13 protein-coding genes are annotated in these 20235 nt (G+C 62.0%); 7 read left to right on the forward strand and 6 right to left on the reverse strand.

Translation table 11 applies throughout. The annotated features are described in order from the left end of the window. Positions 1–366: 366 nt before the first annotated feature. The 3 genes from PFLQ2_RS16815 to PFLQ2_RS16805 all read right to left on the reverse strand — a co-directional run bounded on the left by PFLQ2_RS16815 (position 367) and on the right by PFLQ2_RS16805 (position 7894). Positions 367–5079 carry a hypothetical protein gene (locus tag PFLQ2_RS16815; RefSeq protein ID WP_003180662.1) on the reverse strand — a complete coding sequence of 1571 codons (4713 nt, stop codon included), beginning with the start codon at positions 5077–5079 and terminating at the stop codon, positions 367–369. Positions 5080–5214: 135 nt separating this feature from the next. Then, positions 5215–5934, reverse strand: a complete 720-nt coding sequence (locus tag PFLQ2_RS16810; protein ID WP_003180664.1) for a FadR/GntR family transcriptional regulator — start codon at positions 5932–5934, stop codon at positions 5215–5217. A 223-nt stretch (positions 5935–6157) separates the two neighbouring features. Next, the gene (locus PFLQ2_RS16805) at positions 6158–7894 is read right to left on the reverse strand and encodes an IlvD/Edd family dehydratase (RefSeq protein ID WP_003180666.1); all 1737 of its coding nucleotides are present in this window, start codon (positions 7892–7894) and stop codon (positions 6158–6160) included. Between the two features lie 193 nt (positions 7895–8087). On the opposite strand from PFLQ2_RS16805, the gene PFLQ2_RS16800 reads away from it, so the two are divergent. The 7 genes from PFLQ2_RS16800 to PFLQ2_RS30810 all read left to right on the forward strand — a co-directional run bounded on the left by PFLQ2_RS16800 (position 8088) and on the right by PFLQ2_RS30810 (position 14472). Beyond that, positions 8088–9410, forward strand: a complete 1323-nt coding sequence (locus tag PFLQ2_RS16800) for an MFS transporter (protein WP_003180668.1) — start codon at positions 8088–8090, stop codon at positions 9408–9410. Between the two features lie 157 nt (positions 9411–9567). Beyond that, positions 9568–10560, forward strand: a complete 993-nt coding sequence (araD1, locus tag PFLQ2_RS16795; RefSeq protein ID WP_003180669.1) for an AraD1 family protein — start codon at positions 9568–9570, stop codon at positions 10558–10560. Positions 10561–10573: 13 nt separating this feature from the next. Then, positions 10574–12154: an aldehyde dehydrogenase (NADP(+)) gene (locus PFLQ2_RS16790; RefSeq protein WP_003180671.1), complete on the forward strand. Its 1581-nt coding sequence runs from the start codon at positions 10574–10576 to the stop codon at positions 12152–12154. Positions 12155–12390: 236 nt separating this feature from the next. After that, on the forward strand, positions 12391–12687 hold the full coding sequence (locus tag PFLQ2_RS16785; protein WP_050551598.1) for a DUF5629 family protein: 297 nt from the start codon (positions 12391–12393) through the stop codon (positions 12685–12687). Continuing rightward, positions 12674–13849 (forward strand): lactonase family protein, encoded by a 1176-nt coding sequence (locus PFLQ2_RS16780; protein ID WP_033045980.1) that lies wholly within the window; start codon positions 12674–12676, stop codon positions 13847–13849. Before PFLQ2_RS16785 ends, PFLQ2_RS16780 begins: the two co-directional genes overlap by 14 nt. 155 nt (positions 13850–14004) lie before the next feature. Continuing rightward, positions 14005–14184, forward strand: coding sequence for a hypothetical protein (locus PFLQ2_RS16775; protein ID WP_003180676.1), 180 nt, complete (start codon positions 14005–14007; stop codon positions 14182–14184). 162 nt (positions 14185–14346) lie between these two features. Further along, entirely contained in the window at positions 14347–14472 is a 126-nt protein-coding gene (locus tag PFLQ2_RS30810) for a hypothetical protein (RefSeq protein ID WP_003180680.1), read from the forward strand. 146 nt (positions 14473–14618) lie between these two features. Here the strand turns inward: PFLQ2_RS30810 and PFLQ2_RS16770 are convergent, their stop codons facing one another. From PFLQ2_RS16770 to PFLQ2_RS16760, 3 genes are read right to left on the reverse strand one after another with little or no spacing between them, the layout of a single operon-like run. Continuing rightward, the gene (locus PFLQ2_RS16770; protein WP_003180681.1) at positions 14619–15221 is read right to left on the reverse strand and encodes a glutathione S-transferase; all 603 of its coding nucleotides are present in this window, start codon (positions 15219–15221) and stop codon (positions 14619–14621) included. After that, the gene (locus PFLQ2_RS16765; RefSeq protein WP_003180682.1) at positions 15218–18859 is read right to left on the reverse strand and encodes an AAA family ATPase; all 3642 of its coding nucleotides are present in this window, start codon (positions 18857–18859) and stop codon (positions 15218–15220) included. The genes PFLQ2_RS16770 and PFLQ2_RS16765 overlap by 4 nt, the downstream gene beginning before the upstream one ends. Continuing rightward, a complete protein-coding gene (locus PFLQ2_RS16760; protein ID WP_003180684.1) occupies positions 18856–20100 on the reverse strand; it encodes an exonuclease SbcCD subunit D C-terminal domain-containing protein in 1245 nt (414 codons plus the stop codon). The genes PFLQ2_RS16765 and PFLQ2_RS16760 overlap by 4 nt, the downstream gene beginning before the upstream one ends. Positions 20101–20235: the final 135 nt, after the last annotated feature.

The following is a 20235-nucleotide window of genomic DNA, read 5'->3' on the forward strand; positions in this document are numbered from 1 at the left end:
ACAATCCTGTGGTGAGGAGATTTATCCCCGCTGGGTTGCGGAGCAACCCCCAAACCCGGCACCCCGGTGTAATAGGCTGATCACCTCTAGCCTTTTAGGGCTGCTACGCAGCCCAGCGGGGATGAATCCCCCACCACAATACTGACAGCAACCCGGTTCATGTGGCGAGGGAGCTTGCTCCCGCTGGGTTGCGAAGCAGCCCCCAAACCAGGCACCCCGGTGTAATAGGCTGATCGCCTCCAGCCTTTTGGGGCTGCTACGCAGCCCAGCGGGAGCAAGCTCCCTCGCCACGGTCTTGTGTTTGGCTACAGGCTGGGTGAGTCAGGCCAATCAAGCCACTTCTGACCAAACACGAACCTGTGGTAATCAAGGCGCCAACGGCAAGAACTTGCTTTGCGCCAATGGCCTGCCGATCTGGCCTCGATGCACATTCACCACCGCGTAAGGGCTTTTGGCCTTGGCGAGCATCGAATGGTAGTGCTCCTTGCGTTGTTCCTTGGTTTTCAGGTGCGCGACGCTGAAGTCCGCTTTTGGCGTATCGGCGGTTTCGTAATGAAAATGCGCATACCAGAGGGGCCAACCGTCCCGGTCGTTGACGGCGTACTCCTGGAGAAAATCCTTGCGAATCCCGGCCAGGGCCTTGCGTTCGCCGAGCCTTGCGACTTGTATGAGGTTTTTCTCGAACAGGTAGCGAAGGTTGCTGTCGGTCGGGGGCAGTTGCAGGCTCAATTCGGTGCGCAGTTCACTGCCTCGGGTGGTCATCCGCGAAACGGCGCTCGACAGCTGCTCGGTCAACGCCTGATCGCCTGCGGTGCGTGGCGTTTTCGTCGCCGTGAAAGCCCTTTCCAGCTCTTCGGAAAATTTGCGGTAGCGACTCGCCTCGTTGTTCATGATCTCCTCGATTTCCTGAGGGAAGCGGCACTGTGTTTTGTAGCGCTCGGCGTTTGAGAGACTGTTTTCCAACTGATCCAGCAATTTTCGCGCATCGGCCTTGATCGTCTTGATCGACCGGGTGCGAGGCGTTGGGGCCGGTCGTTGAACTTCGACGACGTCCCAGACATCGTCGTGTTGCGAATACATGGCGAGCAATTTGTCATCGACTTCGGAGCGCAACTCCACGACGTCGATGGGCAGGCTGGTGCCGGCCGGCTTCAGGTCCCCGATCAAGACGCCCCCCTTGCGGGTCTTGATCACCTTCTTCTGCGGGCGTCCGGAAGGCGTCTTGCTGCGTTTTGGCGGGCGTTTGCGTGGTTGTGGTTCAGGTTTGAGTTCGGCGGCGAGTTTCCTGGAAGCGTCCTCGTACAGACTTTCCACCAGCCTGAATAACCTGCCGAAGTAAGAAGTGTCGATGTCGCCGGCATTGAAGGCCTTGATGCCCTGCATGGCATCGAGCGCTGCGCCATAGTGCTCGGTCAGGCTTACCAAGACTTCGAGCTGTTCCGATGGGGTCAGCTCGTAGGTGCCCAGGTCCGATTGGGAGCGCGCCTGTTCCATCAATAGCTTGGTGATGCTGTGCAAGTTCTCGGGAAGGTCAGAGTCGGGATCCTTGAACACGAGCGCCGCCAAGGTGGGTAATTGCAGGGCCTTGGTCGCCAGTGCGGTTCTTTCATCTTGTGGCCGGTCCCTGGTCAGGCGCTCGAACACTTGCGCGCCGGCGGCATCCAGGTTCAACAGCGCATCCAGGTAGCGGTCACGAAGCTCCAGCCAATGGATCGAGCGATCGTTGATGTCACTCAAAGCATCCAGGTACTTGAAGTAGCCCTGGACATTCGCAGCGACGGCGGCCTGCAATCCGTCCGCATTCTCAGTGAACTGGCTGTGGGCGGCATCCAGTGCCGTCAGATCGAACTCGCTGATCAGGAAGGCCTTGCGGGCGTTGTTGACTACATTTTCCATCAAGGCGCGAATGATCTTGGGCGGCAGGGCCATGTCCAGGCTGGCGTACTCGTTCACATGCTCCAGCAGCTTCAAATAGCAGTCGGTCTGTTCCTGGAGCAGCTTATAAAACTGCGCCCTTTTTGCCGCGCGTTGCTCCTCGGTAAACGCGCCTGCCTGGGTCCTGCTCATGACCTCTTGGGCGACATCCAAGGCTCGTTGTTGACTGGCTTCCTGCGCATGGTAATTCTTGAGTTCCTGGCTCAGTTCGGCTGCGCGTTGAGTCCTCAGGTTGCGCATTTGAGCCAAGCGCTTGGGTGGCATGCCACCGCGTAGCCGAAGGCGCAGGTCGAAGGACCAGTTGCCATGGGTATCTGCTCGCAACACCGGGCCATTGCGCGCCGGATCGCGCGGTGCACGAGGGTCGATCATCGTCGCGCTGCCATCCGATTCCGGGGTGACTCGATACAGCTTGTCGTCCACCAATGCGTGCCACTTGTTGTCGATCACGTATAAGCCGGTGTACGGGCCATAGGTGACTGGCCCGGGCAGCCTCGCCGGGCGCGGCACCTGCAAGTTTCCCAAGCGGGTGCGTTGCTGTGCGGTCAGGCTGCGGCGGGCGCTGGCGAAACTGAAGTCCAGGTTCATGCTGGCGGCCTTGGACGACTCCCCCGGCAAGGCAACAGTGCCCTCACGGATGACGGGCGGCTCGAGCAAGGGCCAACGCTCCGGGATGATGCGCGGCGCAGGCGGGCGCATGGCCTGCTGCTTCAGGGTTTCGGGCAAGGGCTCCGCCAGGGTAGCGCGAGTGGATGGCAGCTGGCCCGCCAACAGGGCGAGGTTAAGCAGCAGGTCGACGGCGGCGAGTTCCCGTGTCACCGCGTCTTCGCTACTCAATGCCGGAATGTCATGGCTGGCGCTGGCCATCAGGCTCCATAGCCAGACGGCGGCCATGGCCGGGCCTCGCAACAGGGGCATCAACAGCGTGTTGAACAGCAGGCTGGAACCTTGGAGCAGAACGGCCCAGCGACTTTCGCTGTTGGAAACCGATGCCCGGTCGGCCTGGCTGACCAAGGCTCGTGCGTTGCTGCCGTAGAGGTACTGCATCAACTCGCCGTTGCGCAGGAATTGCTGCAATTCGTCGTCGACGCTGTCGATGGCGAGTGTCGCCGGAGCAGGCTTGGCCGGAACGCTGAATTCATCGCCCTGGAAAAAACGCACGATGTGCGGCTCCAGGAAACCGCCGTTGGCATAGATCGGGCGCGCGGCGGCGGGCATCCAGGTCAGGACGCTGTTCTGCAGCTCACCGGGGGTGACGATGGCTTGCAGCAGCGCTTCGCGCGTCGGGTATTGCAGCAGCGACGGCGCGTAGAGTGGGCGATACAGCAGGTGCGGGCCGGTTCGGCTGTCTTGCGGCTCGATGATGAACATGTTGATCACGGTGTCGGGGTGGGCCTCGGGCTTGCGCAGGAAAGCCAAGTGCCGAATGACCACCGAGCGGTCGCGGACCCGCTGGCTGTCAGGATCGGATTTGAGCAGCGCTTCAACCAGGCGCAGACCTGGGCGGGTCACGCCGTGTTCGTTGCTGAGCATCTGCTTGAGCGCTTCCAGCGGCAGTTGAGCCGGGATCTGCTCGGCGAACATCCGTTCACGTTCCCGGGCTTGAGTCCCTTCGTCCAACAAGTGTTGTTGCAGATAGCGAGGGTAGCTCGTGCCGATATCGACCTGTTCGATCAACCCACCCTTGCGAGTGATGAAGTCCGGCGTCAGCCACGGGGGAAGCGTCAGCCCCAGGCGATGGGCGAGCGCCAGGTTGCCGCTGGGTCGGGCAACGAGGTTGTTGATGGCCAGTTCGGTCAGGGTCATCGTTGTTTTTTCGATGATCCCGGAAGTGCCGGGATAACCGGCGGCGACGCTGAAGGTCAGTTGCACATCGTCGGGCTGGTATTGGCGAGCATCTATCGTGTTCGACAGGCTGGCGTCGGTGTTCTGCAATTGTTCAAGCAAGGCGTCGGCTGCATAGGTCCTGATGTCCTTGATATCGCTGAGGTAGGTCCGGCCTTGATTGCGCTTCTTGGCGCTGGCCAGGGCCAGGCTGTAGTGCTGGAACGTCGTTTGATCGAGGGTGGACGCGTTTTTCAACCAGTCGGGCAATAGCGGTTCGAGTCGCGCCGAGGTTTCAGGCGTGAGGCGCGGGCCGTCCAGCAGATAACGGGCCGGGTCGCTCAATTCTGCGTAAAGCGACTTCAGGTCTTGCAGGCCGATTTGGGAAGGCAATTGCACAGCTGCCAGGTCGGCCAATTGCTGCTCCAGGATCAGGGCTGCCTGGGTGTCGAAGACGTTGCCATCGATCTCGTTGCGTCGGCAGGTAACGGTCTCGACGGCGTAGCGGCTGGCAATCCGTTCGCCCCAGTGGCTCGTAAAGGCGTCCAGGGAAGCGAAGGACTGCACGACGCCGCAAGGGCTGCATAACAGAAAGACATCGGTATTTTTTGTGGTGTGGGCCAGGAGTATTTCACTGGCGATCAGCACGGTGTCGTGGTCGCCCCCGATCATCCGGGTTTCCAGGCTGTAGGCATGCACGGCGGGCTGGCCCTTGCCAAGCAAGCGCCGGTCGCGATCCGGCCATCGGACGATCTGGTCCAACGCTTGGCGTGCCGCATTGGACAGGCCCGGCTGTTGCAAGGCGCAGGCGTGCAGTCTGTTTTTGAGCACGTCGCTGAGCCAGCGCCAGCGGCTGATGGAGTCTTGAGGATCGGCTTGAGAGGGGGCGGCGATGTCTGCGTTCCAATAGCGGGTCAGCGCATCGGCCAGGCCGATCTGCACGCTCCAGGGCAATTCAAGCAAGAGCTTTTCGATCACCTTCATGTCCAGCGTTCCCTCAGCCGACCTCAGTGGGTGCGGCATTTTTTCCGAGAGAAAGCACGCCAGGCCACCGGCATCGCTGAAATCCACGGGTGTGCCCAAGGCTAGGTAATCGAGGACGCGGGACATGAACGGCTGGAGTCGCCAGCCGCGAGTGGCGACGTCCGGAGTGGCGAGCAGGGTCTTGGAGAGGTCGAAGGCCAGCGACGGGTATTTTTCCTGAATGGCCTGTTCAAGCATGCGTCGAGCGAACTGCTCGAAGGTTGGGCGACTGGCAAATTGCAGGTTGACGCTCTGAGCAAATGCAGCGGGGCTGTCAGCCGGTGAAGGCGAGGTCATGGGAAATCCTTTTCATGGAGTCGTTGGAAATGACGCCTGGAAAAGTATCGACCTCTGGCTCTCGTGCGGGCGGTATATAGATACCGCCGCGGCGGATGAAATGTGTGTCAGGCCGGGGAGGGCCGAAGCATGGGATCAGGCGGGATCGGCGCCCAGCACCACATTCAAGGCACTGCGGGCATCGTCCAGTTGCACCAGCGTGGCATGCCGGGCACCGAGGGCATCACGGTTTTCGATGGCGGTGAGAATCGCCTTGTGCCGTGGCATCGCCAGCTCATGCAGGTTGGGGCGCTGGTTGGAATGCTTGAGCGCTTCGGCGATGGCGACCGACAACATGTTGCACAGGTTGGCGAGCAGGTCGTTGTGGGTGGCGTCGGCGATGCGGCTGTGGAAATCCAGGTCTGGTTGCAGCACGGCTTCGGGGGTCGGTGCGACCTCCATGCGCTGGTAGGCTTCGCGGATGGCGGCGATATCGCTCTCGTCGGCGAACTGGGCGGCGAGGGCGGCAGCGGCCGGCTCGATGATGCTGCGCACGCTGGTCAGCAGATTGAAGAACTCATTCTGCGGACTGCTCTGCATCAGCCAGTGCAGTACGTCCGGGTCGAGCATGTGCCATTCCCGCCGAGCCTTGACCACCGTGCCCACGCGCGGTCGCGAATACACCAGGCCCTTGGCGACCAACACCCGGGTGGCCTCGCGCAGCACCGGGCGGCTGACAGCGTACTCCTCACACAGCAAGGCTTCGGCGGGCAGTTTATCGTCCGGCTTGAAGCGCCCGGAGACGATCTGCATGCCCAGTTCCTGGACGATGCGCGCGTGCATGCTCTTGCGGTCGGAGGGTTTGCGGTAATCCATGGGGCGTGGCGCGATCCTGTGCGTGGGGGTGCTGCGCATGATAGCAGGCGCGGCGATGGCGGGTCGCTAGTGCGAGCACGGTCTGGAACTCAGAGAAGATCCAAATGTGGGAGCGGGCTTGCTCGCGAATGCGGTTGAACATTCAACATTTGGGTTGACTGTCACACCGCATTCGCGAGCAAGCCCGCTCCCACAGGACCTTCTGTTGAGCATGAATCAAGGGTCAGTGGGAGTGACGCGGCACCTCGGCCCCGCGGCAACCGACCAGGAAGTCGAAGTCACAGCCCTGGTCCGCTTGCAGCACATGGTCGATGTACAACTGGCGATAGCCGCCCACCAGCAGTTGCTGCGGCGGGGCGAGGTCGGCCAGGCGGGCGGCGAGTTCGGCGTCGGAGATGTCCAGGTGCAGGCGGCCACTGGCGCAATCCAATTCAATCCAGTCGCCTTCCTTCACGGCTGCCAAAGGTCCGCCGGCGGCGGCTTCCGGTGCCACGTGCAGCACTACTGTGCCGTAGGCCGTGCCGCTCATGCGTGCATCGGAAATCCGCACCATGTCCGTCACGCCCTGGGCCAGCAGCTTGGCCGGCAAGCCCATGTTGCCGACTTCCGCCATGCCCGGATAACCCTTCGGCCCGCAGTTTTTCATCACCAGGATCGAGTTGGCGTCCACATCCAGTTCCGGATCGTTGATCCGCGCCTTGTATTCGTCGAAGTTTTCGAACACCACCGCGCGGCCGCGGTGCTGCATCAGTTCAGCGGTGGCAGCGGACGGCTTGAGCACAGCGCCCAATGGCGCCAGGTTGCCGCGCAGCACGCAGATGCCGCCGTCGGCGCGGATCGGGTTGTCCAGGGTGCGGATGACTTCATCCTGGCCATAGATCGGCGCGTCCTTGGTGTTCTCGCCGAGGGTCTTGCCGTTGACGGTCAAGGCGTCCGGGTAGGGGATCAGATTCGCTTCGCCAAGGCGACGCAGCACCGCGGGCAGGCCGCCAGCGTAATAGAACTCTTCCATCAGGAAACGTCCGGAAGGCTGCAGGTCGACGATGGTCGGCATACCGCGACCGATGCGGGTCCAGTCGTCCAGGTCCAGTTGCACACCGATGCGGCCGGCGATGGCCTTGAGGTGGATCACCGCGTTGGTGGAGCCGCCGATGGCCGCGTTGACACGGATGGCGTTTTCGAAGGCTTCCTTGGTCAGGATTTTCGACAGTTTCAAGTCTTCGCGGACCATCTCCACGGCGCGCATGCCGGACATATGGGCCAGCACGTAACGCCGGGCATCTACCGCAGGTATGGCCGCATTGTGCGGCAGGGAAGTGCCGAGGGCTTCTGCCATGCAGGCCATGGTCGACGCGGTGCCCATGGTGTTGCAGGTACCGGCCGAGCGGGACATGCCGCCCTCGGCCGCGAGGAAATCGTCGATGGTGATGGTGCCGGCCTTGACCTGCTCGCTCAGTTGCCAGACGACGGTGCCCGAGCCGATGTCTTGGCCCTTGTGCTTGCCGTTGAGCATCGGCCCGCCGGTGACGACGATGGCCGGCACGTCGCAACTGGCGGCGCCCATCAACAGCGCGGGGGTGGTCTTGTCGCAACCGGTGAGCAGGACCACGCCGTCAATCGGGTTACCGCGAATCGCTTCTTCCACGTCCATGCTCGCCAGGTTGCGTGTCAGCATGGCGGTGGGGCGCAGGTTCGATTCGCCGTTGGAGAACACCGGGAATTCAACCGGGAAGCCCCCGGCCTCGATCACGCCGCGCTTGACGTGCTCGGCGATCTGCCGGAAATGCGCGTTGCATGGCGTCAGCTCCGACCAGGTGTTGCAGATGCCGATGATCGGCTTGCCGTGGAACTGATGGTCGGCGATGCCCTGATTTTTCATCCAGCTGCGGTACATGAAGCCGTTTTTGTCGGCGGTGCCAAACCATTGGGCCGAGCGCAGGGAGGGTTTCTTATCAGACATGATAGATTCTCTTATTGTATGACTATATTGTTCTAGCGTGAGCGTAACATAAGCGCAATTTGCGCGGTTTGGAAGTGTTGTTGGGTAAATAGTATTACTATATAGTCCGATTCAACGGAGGGGTTGTCCTGGCGGTCATTCGCGAGAGAAATCCCCCGAGGTTCTATAACAACAACAATCGGAGAACGGTCCCATGAGCCAGGAATTGCGGCTTATTCGTCGCATCACGCTGAAACTGATTCCCTTCCTTATCCTGCTGTACCTAATCGCCTACGTGGACCGCTCCGCCGTCGGTTTCGCCAAGTTGCACATGGGCGCCGACCTCGGCATTGGCGATGCCGCCTACGGCCTGGGTGCAGGGCTGTTTTTCATTGGCTATTTCCTGCTGGAAATCCCCAGCAACCTGATGCTGGAACGCTTCGGTGCCCGACGCTGGTTCGCCCGGATCATGATCACCTGGGGCGCCATCACCATCGGCATGGCGTTCGTGCAGGGGCCGCACAGCTTCTATGTGATGCGCTTTTTGCTGGGTGCGGCCGAAGCCGGGTTCTTCCCGGGCGTGCTGTACTACATCACCCAATGGTTCCCGGTGCGCCATCGCGGCAAAATCCTGGGCCTGTTCATTCTGTCCCAACCGATCGCGATGATGATCACCGGCCCGGTGTCCGGCGGCCTGTTGGGCATGGATGGGGTGCTGGGCCTGCATGGCTGGCAGTGGTTGTTCATCGTCATCGGCCTGCCGGCGGTGCTGTTGACCTGGCCGGTGCTGCGTTACTTGCCCGATGGTCCGCTACAGGTCAAATGGATGGACCAGGCCGAAAAGGACTGGCTGACCGGCGAGCTGAAGAAGGACCTGCAGGAGTACGGCCAGACTCGCCATGGCAATCCGCTGCATGCGCTGAAGGACAAACGGGTCCTGCTGCTGGCGCTGTTCTACCTGCCGGTGACCCTGAGCATCTACGGCCTGGGCTTGTGGCTGCCGACGCTGATCAAACAATTCGGTGGCAGCGACCTGGTGACTGGTTTTGTCTCTTCGGTGCCTTATATCTTCGGCATCATCGGTTTGCTGATCATTCCTCGCAGCTCCGACCGCTTGAACGATCGCTACGGTCACCTGGCCGTGCTGTATGTGTTGGGCGCCATCGGCCTGTTCCTCAGTGCCTGGCTGTCGGTGCCGGTGTTGCAATTGGCGGCGCTGTGCCTGGTGGCGTTTGCACTGTTTTCCTGCACAGCGGTGTTCTGGACCTTGCCGGGGCGGTTCTTTGCCGGCGCCAGCGCGGCGGCGGGCATTGCGCTGATCAACTCGGTGGGCAACCTGGGTGGCTACATCGGGCCGTTCGTGATCGGCGCGCTGAAGGAATACACCGGTAACCTGGCGTCGGGGCTGTATTTCCTGTCCTGCGTGATGGTGTTCGGCCTGGTGTTGACTGGCGTGGTGTATCGGTTGCTGGAGCGCAAGCATGCGTTGCCGGCGGATCAGTTCGCGGCCAGTGCCCGTGGGGCGACGCGTACATAAAATTCGAAGGCTGAGATGAACAATGTGGGAGCGGGCTTGCCCGCGAAAGCGGTGGGTCAGCTTGCATCAATGTTGAATGTACCGCCGTCTTCGCGGGCAAGCCCGCTCCCACAGGTGATTGACGGTGTATTTAAGTATTGTTTACAGGGAGAACATTATGCGTTTAGTTCAGTTCGAATTGCCTAACGGCGAACGTCGCGTCGGTGTAGTCGACGGCGACCAGGTGCGGGAAGTGCAGGGCGCCGGTACCGTGCGCGACCTGGCGCTGGCCGCCATCGAGGCGGGGGTGAAGCTTGAGCAGCAGGTCAACAGCCTGGGCCTGGGCGCCGGCCATGACTACGCGCAGTTGCTCAGTGAGCTGCGCATCCTGCCGCCGCTGGATCACCCGGATCCGGCGCACCTGCTGGTCAGCGGCACTGGCCTGACCCACCTGGGCAGCGCCTCGGCCCGGGACAAAATGCACCAGCAGGCGGGCGACGAAAGCGCCATGACCGACACCATGCGCATCTTCAAGTGGGGCGTGGAAGGCGGTAAGCCCCAGGCTGGACAGGCCGGTGTACAGCCGGAATGGTTCTACAAGGGTGACGGCAGCATCGTCGTGCGCCCGGGCCATCCGTTTCCGTTGCCGCCGTTTGCCGAAGACGCCGGCGAAGAGCCGGAAATCAGTGGCCTGTATGTCATCGGCCACGACGGCAAGCCTTATCGCCTGGGCTTTGCCGTCGGTAACGAGTTTTCCGACCACGTGATGGAGCGCAAGAATTACCTGTACCTGGCCCACTCGAAATTGCGCAGCTGCAGTTTCGGTCCGGAACTTCGCGTGGGTGAACTGCCTCAACATCTGTCCGGGACCAGTCGTATCTTGCGCAACGGCGAGGTGCTGTGGCAGAACGAGTTCCTCAGTGGCGAGGCCAACATGTGCCACAGCCTCGAGAACCTGGAATTCCATCACTTCAAGTACAGTCAGTTCCTGCGCCCGGGGGACGTACACGTTCACTTCTTCGGCACCGCGACGCTGTCGTTCGCCGACGGCATCCGCACCCAACCGGGGGATGTGTTCGAAATCAGCCAGGCTGAATTCGGCGCTCCGCTGGTCAACGGCATTGCTCCGGTAGACGCGGTGTTCAACCCGGGTACTATCGGCACACTTTAAAAGGAGACTTGCGATGAACCAGATCCTTGGTCACAACTACATCGGCGGGACGCGCAGCGCGGCCGGCCAGACTCGCCTGCAAAGCGTCGACGCCAGCACTGGCGAGGCCTTGCCGCATGACTTCGTCCAGGCCACGGCAGAAGAAGTCGATGCCGCCGCCAAGGCCGCCGCCGCGGCTTATCCGGCCTACCGGAGCCTGAGCGCGGCGCGCCGGGCGGAATTTCTCGAGGCCATTGCCGACGAACTGGATACCCTGGGCGACGAGTTCGTGGCTGTGGTCTGCCGTGAAACCGCGTTGCCGGCGGCACGGATCCAGGGCGAGCGCGGGCGCACCAGTGGCCAGATGCGTCTGTTTGCCAAAGTCCTGCGCCGCGGTGACTTCTACGGTGCGCGCATCGACCGGGCATTGCCTGAGCGCACGCCGCTGCCGCGTCCGGACCTGCGTCAATACCGCATCGGACTGGGGCCGGTGGCGGTGTTTGGCGCCAGCAACTTCCCCCTGGCGTTTTCCACGGCGGGTGGTGACACCGCGTCGGCCCTGGCCGCCGGGTGCCCGGTGGTGTTCAAGGCCCACAGCGGCCACATGGCGACCGCTGAGCACGTCGCCGACGCGATCATCCGCGCGGCGGAAAAAACCGCGATGCCAGCCGGCGTCTTCAACATGATCTACGGTGGCGGCGTCGGCGAATGGCTGGTCAAGCATCCGGCGATCCAGGCCGTGGGCTTCACCGGCTCACTGCGGGGTGGACGTGCCCTGTGCGACATGGCGGCCGCCCGGCCACAGCCGATCCCGGTCTTTGCCGAGATGTCGAGCATCAACCCCGTGATCGTGTTGCCGCAAGCGCTGCAAGCCCGCGCCGACAGCGTCGCTCGCGACTTGACCGCCTCGGTGGTGCAGGGTTGCGGCCAGTTCTGCACCAATCCCGGCCTGGTGATTGGCATTCGCTCGCCGCAATTCACTGCTTTCACCCAACAGGTGGCTGCGCTGATCGGCGACCAGGCGCCGCAAACCATGCTCAATGCCGGCACGCTGCAAAGCTACGGCAAAGGCCTGGAAAAACTCCTGGCGCACCCGGGCATCGAACACTTGGCCGGCCGCGCGCAACAGGGCAACCAGGCCCAGCCGCAACTGTTCAAGGCCGATGCCAGCCTGTTGATCAACGGCGACGAGGTCTTGCAGGAAGAAGTGTTCGGCCCGACCACAGTATTCGTCGAAGTGGCGGACCAGGCGCAACTCAGCGCCGCGTTGAATGGCCTGCACGGCCAGCTGACCGCAACGATGATCGGCGAGCCGGCGGACTTCGAGCAGTTCAGCGAATTGACGCCGCTGCTGGAACAGAAGGTCGGTCGCATCCTGCTCAACGGGTATCCGACTGGGGTCGAGGTGTGTGATTCGATGGTTCACGGCGGGCCTTACCCGGCGACCTCCGATGCCCGTGGCACTTCGGTAGGGACATTGGCAATCGATCGTTTCCTGCGTCCGGTGTGCTTCCAGAACTATCCGGACAGCTTGCTGCCGGAGCCGCTGAAGAACGCCAACCCGCTGGGCATCCAGCGGCTGGTGGATGGGGTGCCGGGGCGCGAGGCGCTCTGAGGGTTGCGGTGAGGCAGGCGCATTGAAGTTGGATGGGCCGGCCTCTTCGCGGGCAAGCCCGCTCCCACAGTGGATTTGTACGGATACAAAATGTGTGTTCGCCGCTCATCCCATTGTGGGAGCGGGCTTGCTCGCGAAGGTGACAGTCCAGTCAACCTCGCTTCTGAAGTTATGGCCCAAGGCCCACTCGCACATTGGGTTATCATGCCAACTTTCCCAACGACCGACTGATCACCATGACTGCCGTAACCGCCCCCCTGCTGCAAGCCCTCGAATCCTGCGACATGCTGATTATCGACGGGCTGCACGCATTCAATTTTGAGCTCGACGAGCAGGACCAGTTGCACGTCGAGTGCATGAACGGCCGCACCCTCGAGCACTGGCGCTTCACGCCGGCGCAAATGCAGGCCGCGACGTTCGACAAGGCCTCGAATCACTGGATCATCACCAGTGACTCCGGCGACCACCATCTGGAATGCGTGGAAGCGACCAGCGGCCACGACGATGAGGACGACGAAGATGAAAATGCGTAGTCTCTGGCCACTGTTGATGGCCGGCAGCGTGGGCGCCATGGGCGTCCAGGCAGGTACCGACGAGCGTCATCAATTGCTGGTCGGTTCCTACACCGCCGGCCAGAGCCAGGGCATCTACCGCCTGCAATTCGACAGCCGTACCGGCCAGCTCGATGCCAACCCACTGCAAGTGATCAAGACGGACAACCCTTCGTGGCTGACCCTTTCCCCTGACATGACCCGGCTGTTCGTGGTCAACGAAAACGGACCGGGCCAGAAAGACCCGGTGGGCAAAGTCAGCAGCTACGCCATCGACGCAAAGTCCCATGACCTGAGCCTGATCAACCAGGTGCAGTCCCTGGGCAACGAGCCGACCCATTCCAGCCTCACGGGCGACGGTCGGCATCTGCTGGTCAGCAATTATTCAGTCGTGGAAGACCCGGGCGGCACCCTGGCGGTGTTGCCGGTGGACGCCAGCGGCAAGCTGTCATCCGTGGTGCAGTTGAGTAGCCATCAGCCAAGTCGGGTCAATCCCGAGCGGCAGCTATCGGCTCATGTGCATTCTGCCGTGTCCTCACCCGATGGCCGGTTTGTGTTCGCCAACGACCTGGGAGCGGACAAAGTCTTCATCTACCGCTACGACCCCAAGGCCAACCCCGAGCTGCCGTTGACCGCCGCCGATCCGGCCTTCGTGCAACTGCCGCCCGGCAGCGGTCCGCGTCACCTGCTGTTCAGCGCTGATGGCAAGCACGCCTGGCTGACGATGGAAATGAGCGCGCAAGTGGCCGTGTTCGATTACCAGGACGGACGCTTGACCCAGCGTCAACTGGTCGACCTGGCGGCGGGCAAGCCTCAGCCGGGCAGGGCAGCGGCGGCGTTGCATGCTTCCCGGGACGGCAAGTTCCTCTATGTGAGTAACCGTGGCACCACCAATGAACTGCTGGTGTTTGCCATCGACCCGGCCGCAGGCACGCTGAAAGAGCTGCAGCGGCGCTCCGTCGAGGGAGATCATCCTCGGGAGTTCAGCCTCGACCCAAGCGGCAAGTTCCTGCTGGTTGCCAACCAGAAGAGCAACCAGATCGTGGTGCTGGAGCGTGATCCCAAGACCGGCTTACTGGGTAAAACCGTGCAGAAACTGCCCATCGATGCGCCGAGCGATGTGAAATTCATTGTCCCTCAATAGACCGCAGGCCCCGTTATTCGGGGCCTGCGCGGTTGTATCAAGAAGACTGATAGTCGCTAGTATTGCAAAGCATTTCAAAGCGGGACGCCTCGGCGCGTAAGTTTGCTTCACGGCCCCACCGGCCATTAAGCCAACTGAATCCGAGGACTACCGCCATGAACCTGAATCTCTTCTCCGTCATCGCCGCTTCCGCTATCTCCGCCACCGTAGCGCTGCCAGCCAGTGCCAGCATCGAGATCAGCAACAAAAAAAACAGCACCCAGAGCTACACCCAGAAATACCTGCAACAGAGCGCCAATTTCTATGCAGCGCTGGACCACAAGATCCAACACTGAGCGCCCCGCAACCAATGAAGCCTGCGATCTTTTCGTCTTTGACTGAAGAGAAAAGATCGCAGGCTTCGTCGTTTATGAAAATACTTGCTGTAATATCATATAGCCATGTGTTTAAATTTGACGCTGACAAATTGACTCCTTTGCAGATTAAGGATCGACACCATGGCAATGCGTCTGGCAGTGATGTTGCTGTTTCTTTATTCAACCCCGATTGTTTCAGCCGCCCAGCCGGATTCCGGCGAGTTGGAAGTGGCGCGCGAGCGATTGTTGAGTTTGCTTAGCGACTGATCGGGTCGGTTGGAAAGGGCAGGTTGCCTATGTGGCGAGGGAGCTTGCTCCCGCTCGATTGCGCAGCAATCGCCATAAAGGGTCCGCTGCGCGGCCCAGCGGGAGCAAGCTCCCTCGCCACGTAAGCGTTTGCATCGAATGAATGGTTACTTGGCCATGATCGCCACGAACAGCTCGGACGTCAGAAACCGTTGCAGCCACCGCTGCAAATGCGGATAAGGCGCCTGGGCGAACCACTCGCGATCGACATGGGCAAACTGCCGCACGAAGGGCATCAGCGCCACGTCGGCCAGGCTTTGGTGATTCGCCGCCAGGAACGGCCGCGCTTCGAGCAGCGCTTCCAACCGCCCCAGAAAAACCTCCCCCTCGGCCCGATAATGCTCCATCGGCTGTCCAGGATGGCGCTCGGGGTATTTGTAGCGGTTCAGGTGCTGCTTGAACACCTGGTCGTTTTCCTCGATCAGCGTCGCCGTCAACGCTTGTCCCTCGCAATCATGCAACAGCCGCCAATCGTTTGGGTCATTCCGGTCCAAGGCCCAGGCCATGATTTCCAGGCTCTCATCGATCACCCTGCCATCGGCTTCCAATACAGGCACCGTGCCTTTGCTGGACAGTGCGAGCATCTGGGCTGGCTTGGCCTTCAGGCTGACTTCGATAATGTCTACCTCGACAGCGCTGTAGCGCAGCGCCATCCGCGCTCGCATCGCATAGGGGCAGCGGCGGAAGGAGTAGAGCGTGGCGCAGCTCATTTCACCTCCACCGTGCTCAGTCCATTGCCCTGGCGACGAACCTGGATCTGTACCGGAATCCGCTCATGCATTTCCTGCACGTGGGAAATCACCGCGACCTTGCGACCCTGGGCCTGCAAGCCATCGAGGGCGTCCATCGCCAGTTGCAGCGATTCGGGATCGAGGCTGCCGAACCCTTCGTCGATGAACAGCGACTCGATTTTCAGCGTGCTGGATGCCATCGAGGCCAGGCCCAGCGCCAAGGCCAGGGAAACGAGGAAGGTTTCGCCGCCGGACAACGAGTGCACTGAGCGCAGTTCATCGCCCATCTCCGTGTCCATCACCAGCAGCCCGAGCATGCTGCCGCCGCGTTTGAGTCGGTAACGGCGCACCAACTGGCGCAACTGGGCGTTGGCGTGGTGCACCAGCAAGTCGAGGTTGTAGGCCTGGGCCAGTTTGCGGAAACGGTCGCCGGTGGCGGAGCCGATCAGGGCATCGAGGCGTGCCCAGCGCTGGTATTCGGCGTAGGCCTGTTCGATCTGTCGGGCCAGGGCCTGGTTGGCGTTCTGTCGGCGCAGGTCCTCGGCCTGCTGGGCTCGTAACTCGGCGCAGTTTTGTTCGCTGGCGGCGAATCGGGCTTGCAGCGCGGTGAGGGCTTCGGCCAATTGCTCCGGCAACAGATTGCCGTTGTGCTGGGTTTGGTGGTTCTGTAGGCGCTGCTCGCGTTCGGTCAGCAACACACGGGCCTGCTCGATGGCTTTTTCGCTGTTGAGCAAGCGCTGGCGCAATTGGCTGATATGTTGCTCATCCAGGCCGAGCAGGGCGTCGATAGCGGCGTCGTCCAGTTCAGGATGGCCGGTGCGCCACTGTGTGATACCTGCAGCCAGGGCCTGAAGCTCCTGCTCCAGGGATTGCGCCTGTTCCTGGCGGGCCTTGAGTTCGGCGGCCAGTTGCACAAGATCGTTGCGCAACTGCTGCAACCGTCGATTGGCCGTCGCCTCGGCCTCCCGTGTCTGTTCCAGGCTCTGGTCGAGTTGGTGCTGCCATTGTTCGGCGCTGGCGTGTTGGCCGAGCAGTTGCGCGAGTTTTTCCTGGCAGGCCTGCTGTTGCTCGCTCAGGGCGTTGAACTGCAGGCGTGCCGCTTCCAGTTGTTGGATGCGGGTCTGCTGGCGGTCCTGCTCTTTTTCCAGAGCTTGCAGGCGCTGGAGCTGCTCGCCGAGTTCGTCGCGCTGCTGTTCCAGTTGCTCAAGGCGCTGGGCGATCTGCTGGTCGAGCTGCATGAAGGTCGCGGCGGGCTCGGTGCGCAAGGCCTGTAGCGTATCGGCCGGCAACAGGGCGCTGAAGTGGTTCAACTCTTCGTCCAGGCGCTGGCGATCCTGAGCCAACGCTTGCTGCTGGTTGGTCAGGTGCTGCGAGGCCTGCTGGCTCGCTGTTTCGGCGTTGCGCAGCTGTTGCGCCAGGCGCGCGGCGTCCTGCTGCAGCGTCAGCAGGGCGGTCTGTCGCTGTTCGTCCTGGCCGATGCGCTGGTGCAGCTGGCTGTTCTGCTGGGCCAACCAAGCGTCGCGTTTTTCCGGATCCTGGGCCAGCAATTGCGCCGACAGCGGGTGGGCTTCCAGGCTTGGCGCCAGGCTTTGTTGCTGGACAGCGAGTTGTTCCTGCTGCTGTTTGAGTTCCTTGAGCTGGGCGATGACGCCACTGTATTGCGCGCGCAGGTCGATGACTTTTTCGTTGAGCTGCTCGACCGCTTTACGAACGTTGGCCTCTTCGTTTTCATCGTGACGACCGAGGCTCTGCAGCAGGGCTTCGGGCTGATGATAAGGATGCTCGACGCTGCCACACACTGGGCAGGGCTGTTCGTCCTGCAACTGTGCGCGCAATTGCTCGACGCTTTCGCTGCGGGCCAGGCGCTGACGTTCCAGCAGGTCACGGGTGACGCGCAGGGTCTGTTCGGCAATGGTCAGTTCGGCCTTGGCTTCGCCGCCTTCGCGCACCAGTCGGTCGCGTTCCTGCAACGCCTGTTGCTGGCGTTGTTCCAGGTCGGCGCCACGTTTGTCCAGGTCTTGCTGGCTGGCCCACAGCCGGGTCAGCTCTTCGAACGCTCGTAGTTGCTTGCGGTTGTCTTGCAGCAGTGTGCCGAGCAGTTGGAGCTGTTCGGTCACCGCTTCCGGTTCGGCGCCGGCTTCCTTGTAGAGCACTTCAAGTTCTTGCCGGCGGGTCGTCAGCTCTTCGGCGGTGCGGGCGGCATCCTGCTCAAGCGTGGCGAGTTCGGCCTGGCCCTTGCTCAATCGATTGCCGATCAACATCAATTGTTGGAGTCGATCACGATAGGCATTCCACGCATCGCTCAGCGGTGCAAGGTGGATGCTTTGTTCAAGCTCGCCAGCGATGCGCTGCAAACGCTCGGCCACTTGTTTCTGCTGTTCGAGCAAGGTGTCGATCGTGCGCTGGCCTTCGGCGCAGACCTGTTGTGCCTGTTCCTGGCGTTCGGCGGCAAGGTTCGCCTCTTGGGCCAGGCGGGCGAGGGTGCTTTGCTCGTCGAAGGCCTGGCGCAGCAGCGGTGCGCTGTCGACGCTTTGTTGCCGGGCGCTGGTCAGCGAGCGTTGCGCTTCGTCCAGGGCTTTTTCCAGTTCGGCCTGCTGTGCATGCAAATCGATCTGCTGCTGGGTGAGGTGCCGGATCTGCGCTGCCAGCGGTTCAAGCTGACGATTGAGTTCGGTCTGGCGAACGAATTGATGCCGTTGCGGCGCCAGTTGCTCCAGGCGCGTCAGTTTCAGGCGTTCATCGGCCAGGGCGCTCCAATCGGCCTGGGCCTGTTGCAACTGCTCGGCGGCACTGGCCTGTTCGTCCTTCAATACATCCAGGTCCTTGAGCCAGGTGTGCTGTTGCTCCAATTGCTTGAGCTGCGCCTGTTCGGTCTTGAGCTGTTGCTGGGCTTCGTCGAAACGCTGGTCGAGCTCGGCCCGGGCCTCGGGTGCCAGCGGTGTGACGCCGGTGGCCTGGTCCTGCAATTGTTTGTGGCTTTCCTTGGCCTGCTTGGCCTTGTCGAAGGCACGGCGGCCGAGGCGGGTGTACAGGGCGGTGTCGGTGAGTTTTTCCAACAGCTCACTGCGCTCGTTGTCGTCGGCCTTGAGAAAAGCACTGAACTCGCTCTGGGCCAGCAGCACGGCGCGGGTGAACTGCTCGAAGTTCAGGCCCAGGGCTGCTTCGAGCTGGGTCTTGTATTCGCCTTTCTGGCTCGCCAGCAGTTGATCGTTGTCCAGGTCGCGCAAGCTCTGGCGGCTGGCTTGCAACTTGCCGCCGGCTTTCTCCCGGGCGCGATTGGCTTCCCAGCGGGCGCGATAGCGGCGGCCGTCGATGCCGCGAAAATCCACTTCGGCATAACCGTCGCCCGTACCACGGCGCAACAGGGTACGTGGATCGCCCGTGGCGATTTCGCCGTCGGCGTCCGGCACCTTGGCATCGCGTCCGGTGTTGTTGAGGCGCGGCACGGCGCCGAACAGCGCCAGGCACAAGGCGTCGAGCAGCGTGCTCTTGCCGGCACCCGTGGGGCCGGTAATCGCGAACAGGCCGGCGCTGGCCAAGGGCTCAGCGGTGAAATCGATTTCGAACGGCCCGGCCAGGGAGGCGAGGTTTTTCAGGCGGATAGCGAGGATCTTCATGGTTGCTCGCTCTCCATCTGCACGTCTTGCAACAGCACGGCAAAATCCTTGAGGGTCTGTTCGTCCACGTCGTTGCCGTAGGTGTCCTGCCAGGCGCGGCTGAACAGTTCCTGCGGGCTGAGTTGGTCCAGTTCGATCAGGGCGGCGCCATCATCGCTGCCCCCGGCGCTGCCGCTGCCGGCGTATTCGGCGGCAATGCGCACCAGTCGCACGGCTTTGCCTTGCAGCGCGGTTTCCACTTGGTGGCGCAGGTCTGGCTGCGGCTCATCGAGGCGCACCCGCACTTCCAGCCAGGGTTGGCGCTGGATGTCGGCCAGCAGGTCGATGTCGGGCAGGTCCTCAAGTTGCAGAAGAATGTCGGCCAGCGCCGCCGGGCCCAGGCGTTGCAGGTTGACGGCACGGGGAATCAGCCGTGGCTCGACCTTGAGCAGCGTTTCCCCGTCCAGGGTCACGTCGAGGATCTGATGCTGGTAGCCGATTTCCGAGAACGACAGTGGAATCGGCGAGCCGCTATAGCGGATGCGCTCTTCGCCGTTGACCTTTTGCGGCTTGTGCAAATGACCCAGGGCGACATAGCTGATGCTCGAGCCGAACAGGCTGGCGGGCAAGGCCTCGGCATTGCCAATGATCAGGCTGCGTTCGGAGTCCTCGGACACCGAACCGCCGGCCATGTGCGCATGGCTGACGGCAATCAGCGCCTGGCCCTTCTTGCGCTTGGCGTTGGCGGCGGCGATCAGCCATTCATGAACCTGGCCGATGCCCCGCAAATAGTCATCGCCCAGTTGCGCGCCGGTGACTTCAGCCGGCCGCAGGAACGGCAGGGCCAGGCACCAGGCCTTGACCTTGCCCTTGGCGTCGGGCAGCGGCAACAGCAGACGCTCGACATCCAGTTGGCCGTCGTCCAGCCACAACACCCGACCCAAGGCATGGGTGCGCAAACGCCGCATCAGGGGCGCCGGCAGCTCGATCCGTGAGCCCGAGTCGTGGTTGCCGGCGATCATCACGATGGTCAGGTTGGCGTTTTGCTCATGGGCGCTGACGATGAAATCGTACAGCCGCTCCTGGGCTTTGACCGGCGGGTTCACCGTGTCGAAGATATCGCCGGCGATCAGCAGTACGTCGGGTTTTTCACTGTTGAGCTGGCGCAACAGCCATTCGAGAAAACAGGCGTGTTCGAAATCGCGGTCCTGGCCGTGCAGGTTTTGCCCCAGGTGCCAGTCGGAGGTGTGAAACAGACGCAAGGTGAACTCCAGAAACAGATGATGGCCGCCTGAAGAGGGCGGCTAAAAGAAGCAGAGTTTACTGGGAAACGGGGGAGAGGACCTGCTCGACTTTGCAGGATTGGAGCAAGGCCTGTGGCGAGGGAGCTTGCTCCC

It is taken from the genome of Pseudomonas fluorescens Q2-87 (assembly GCF_000281895.1).
GTDB lineage: Bacteria > Pseudomonadota > Gammaproteobacteria > Pseudomonadales > Pseudomonadaceae > Aquipseudomonas > Aquipseudomonas fluorescens_S.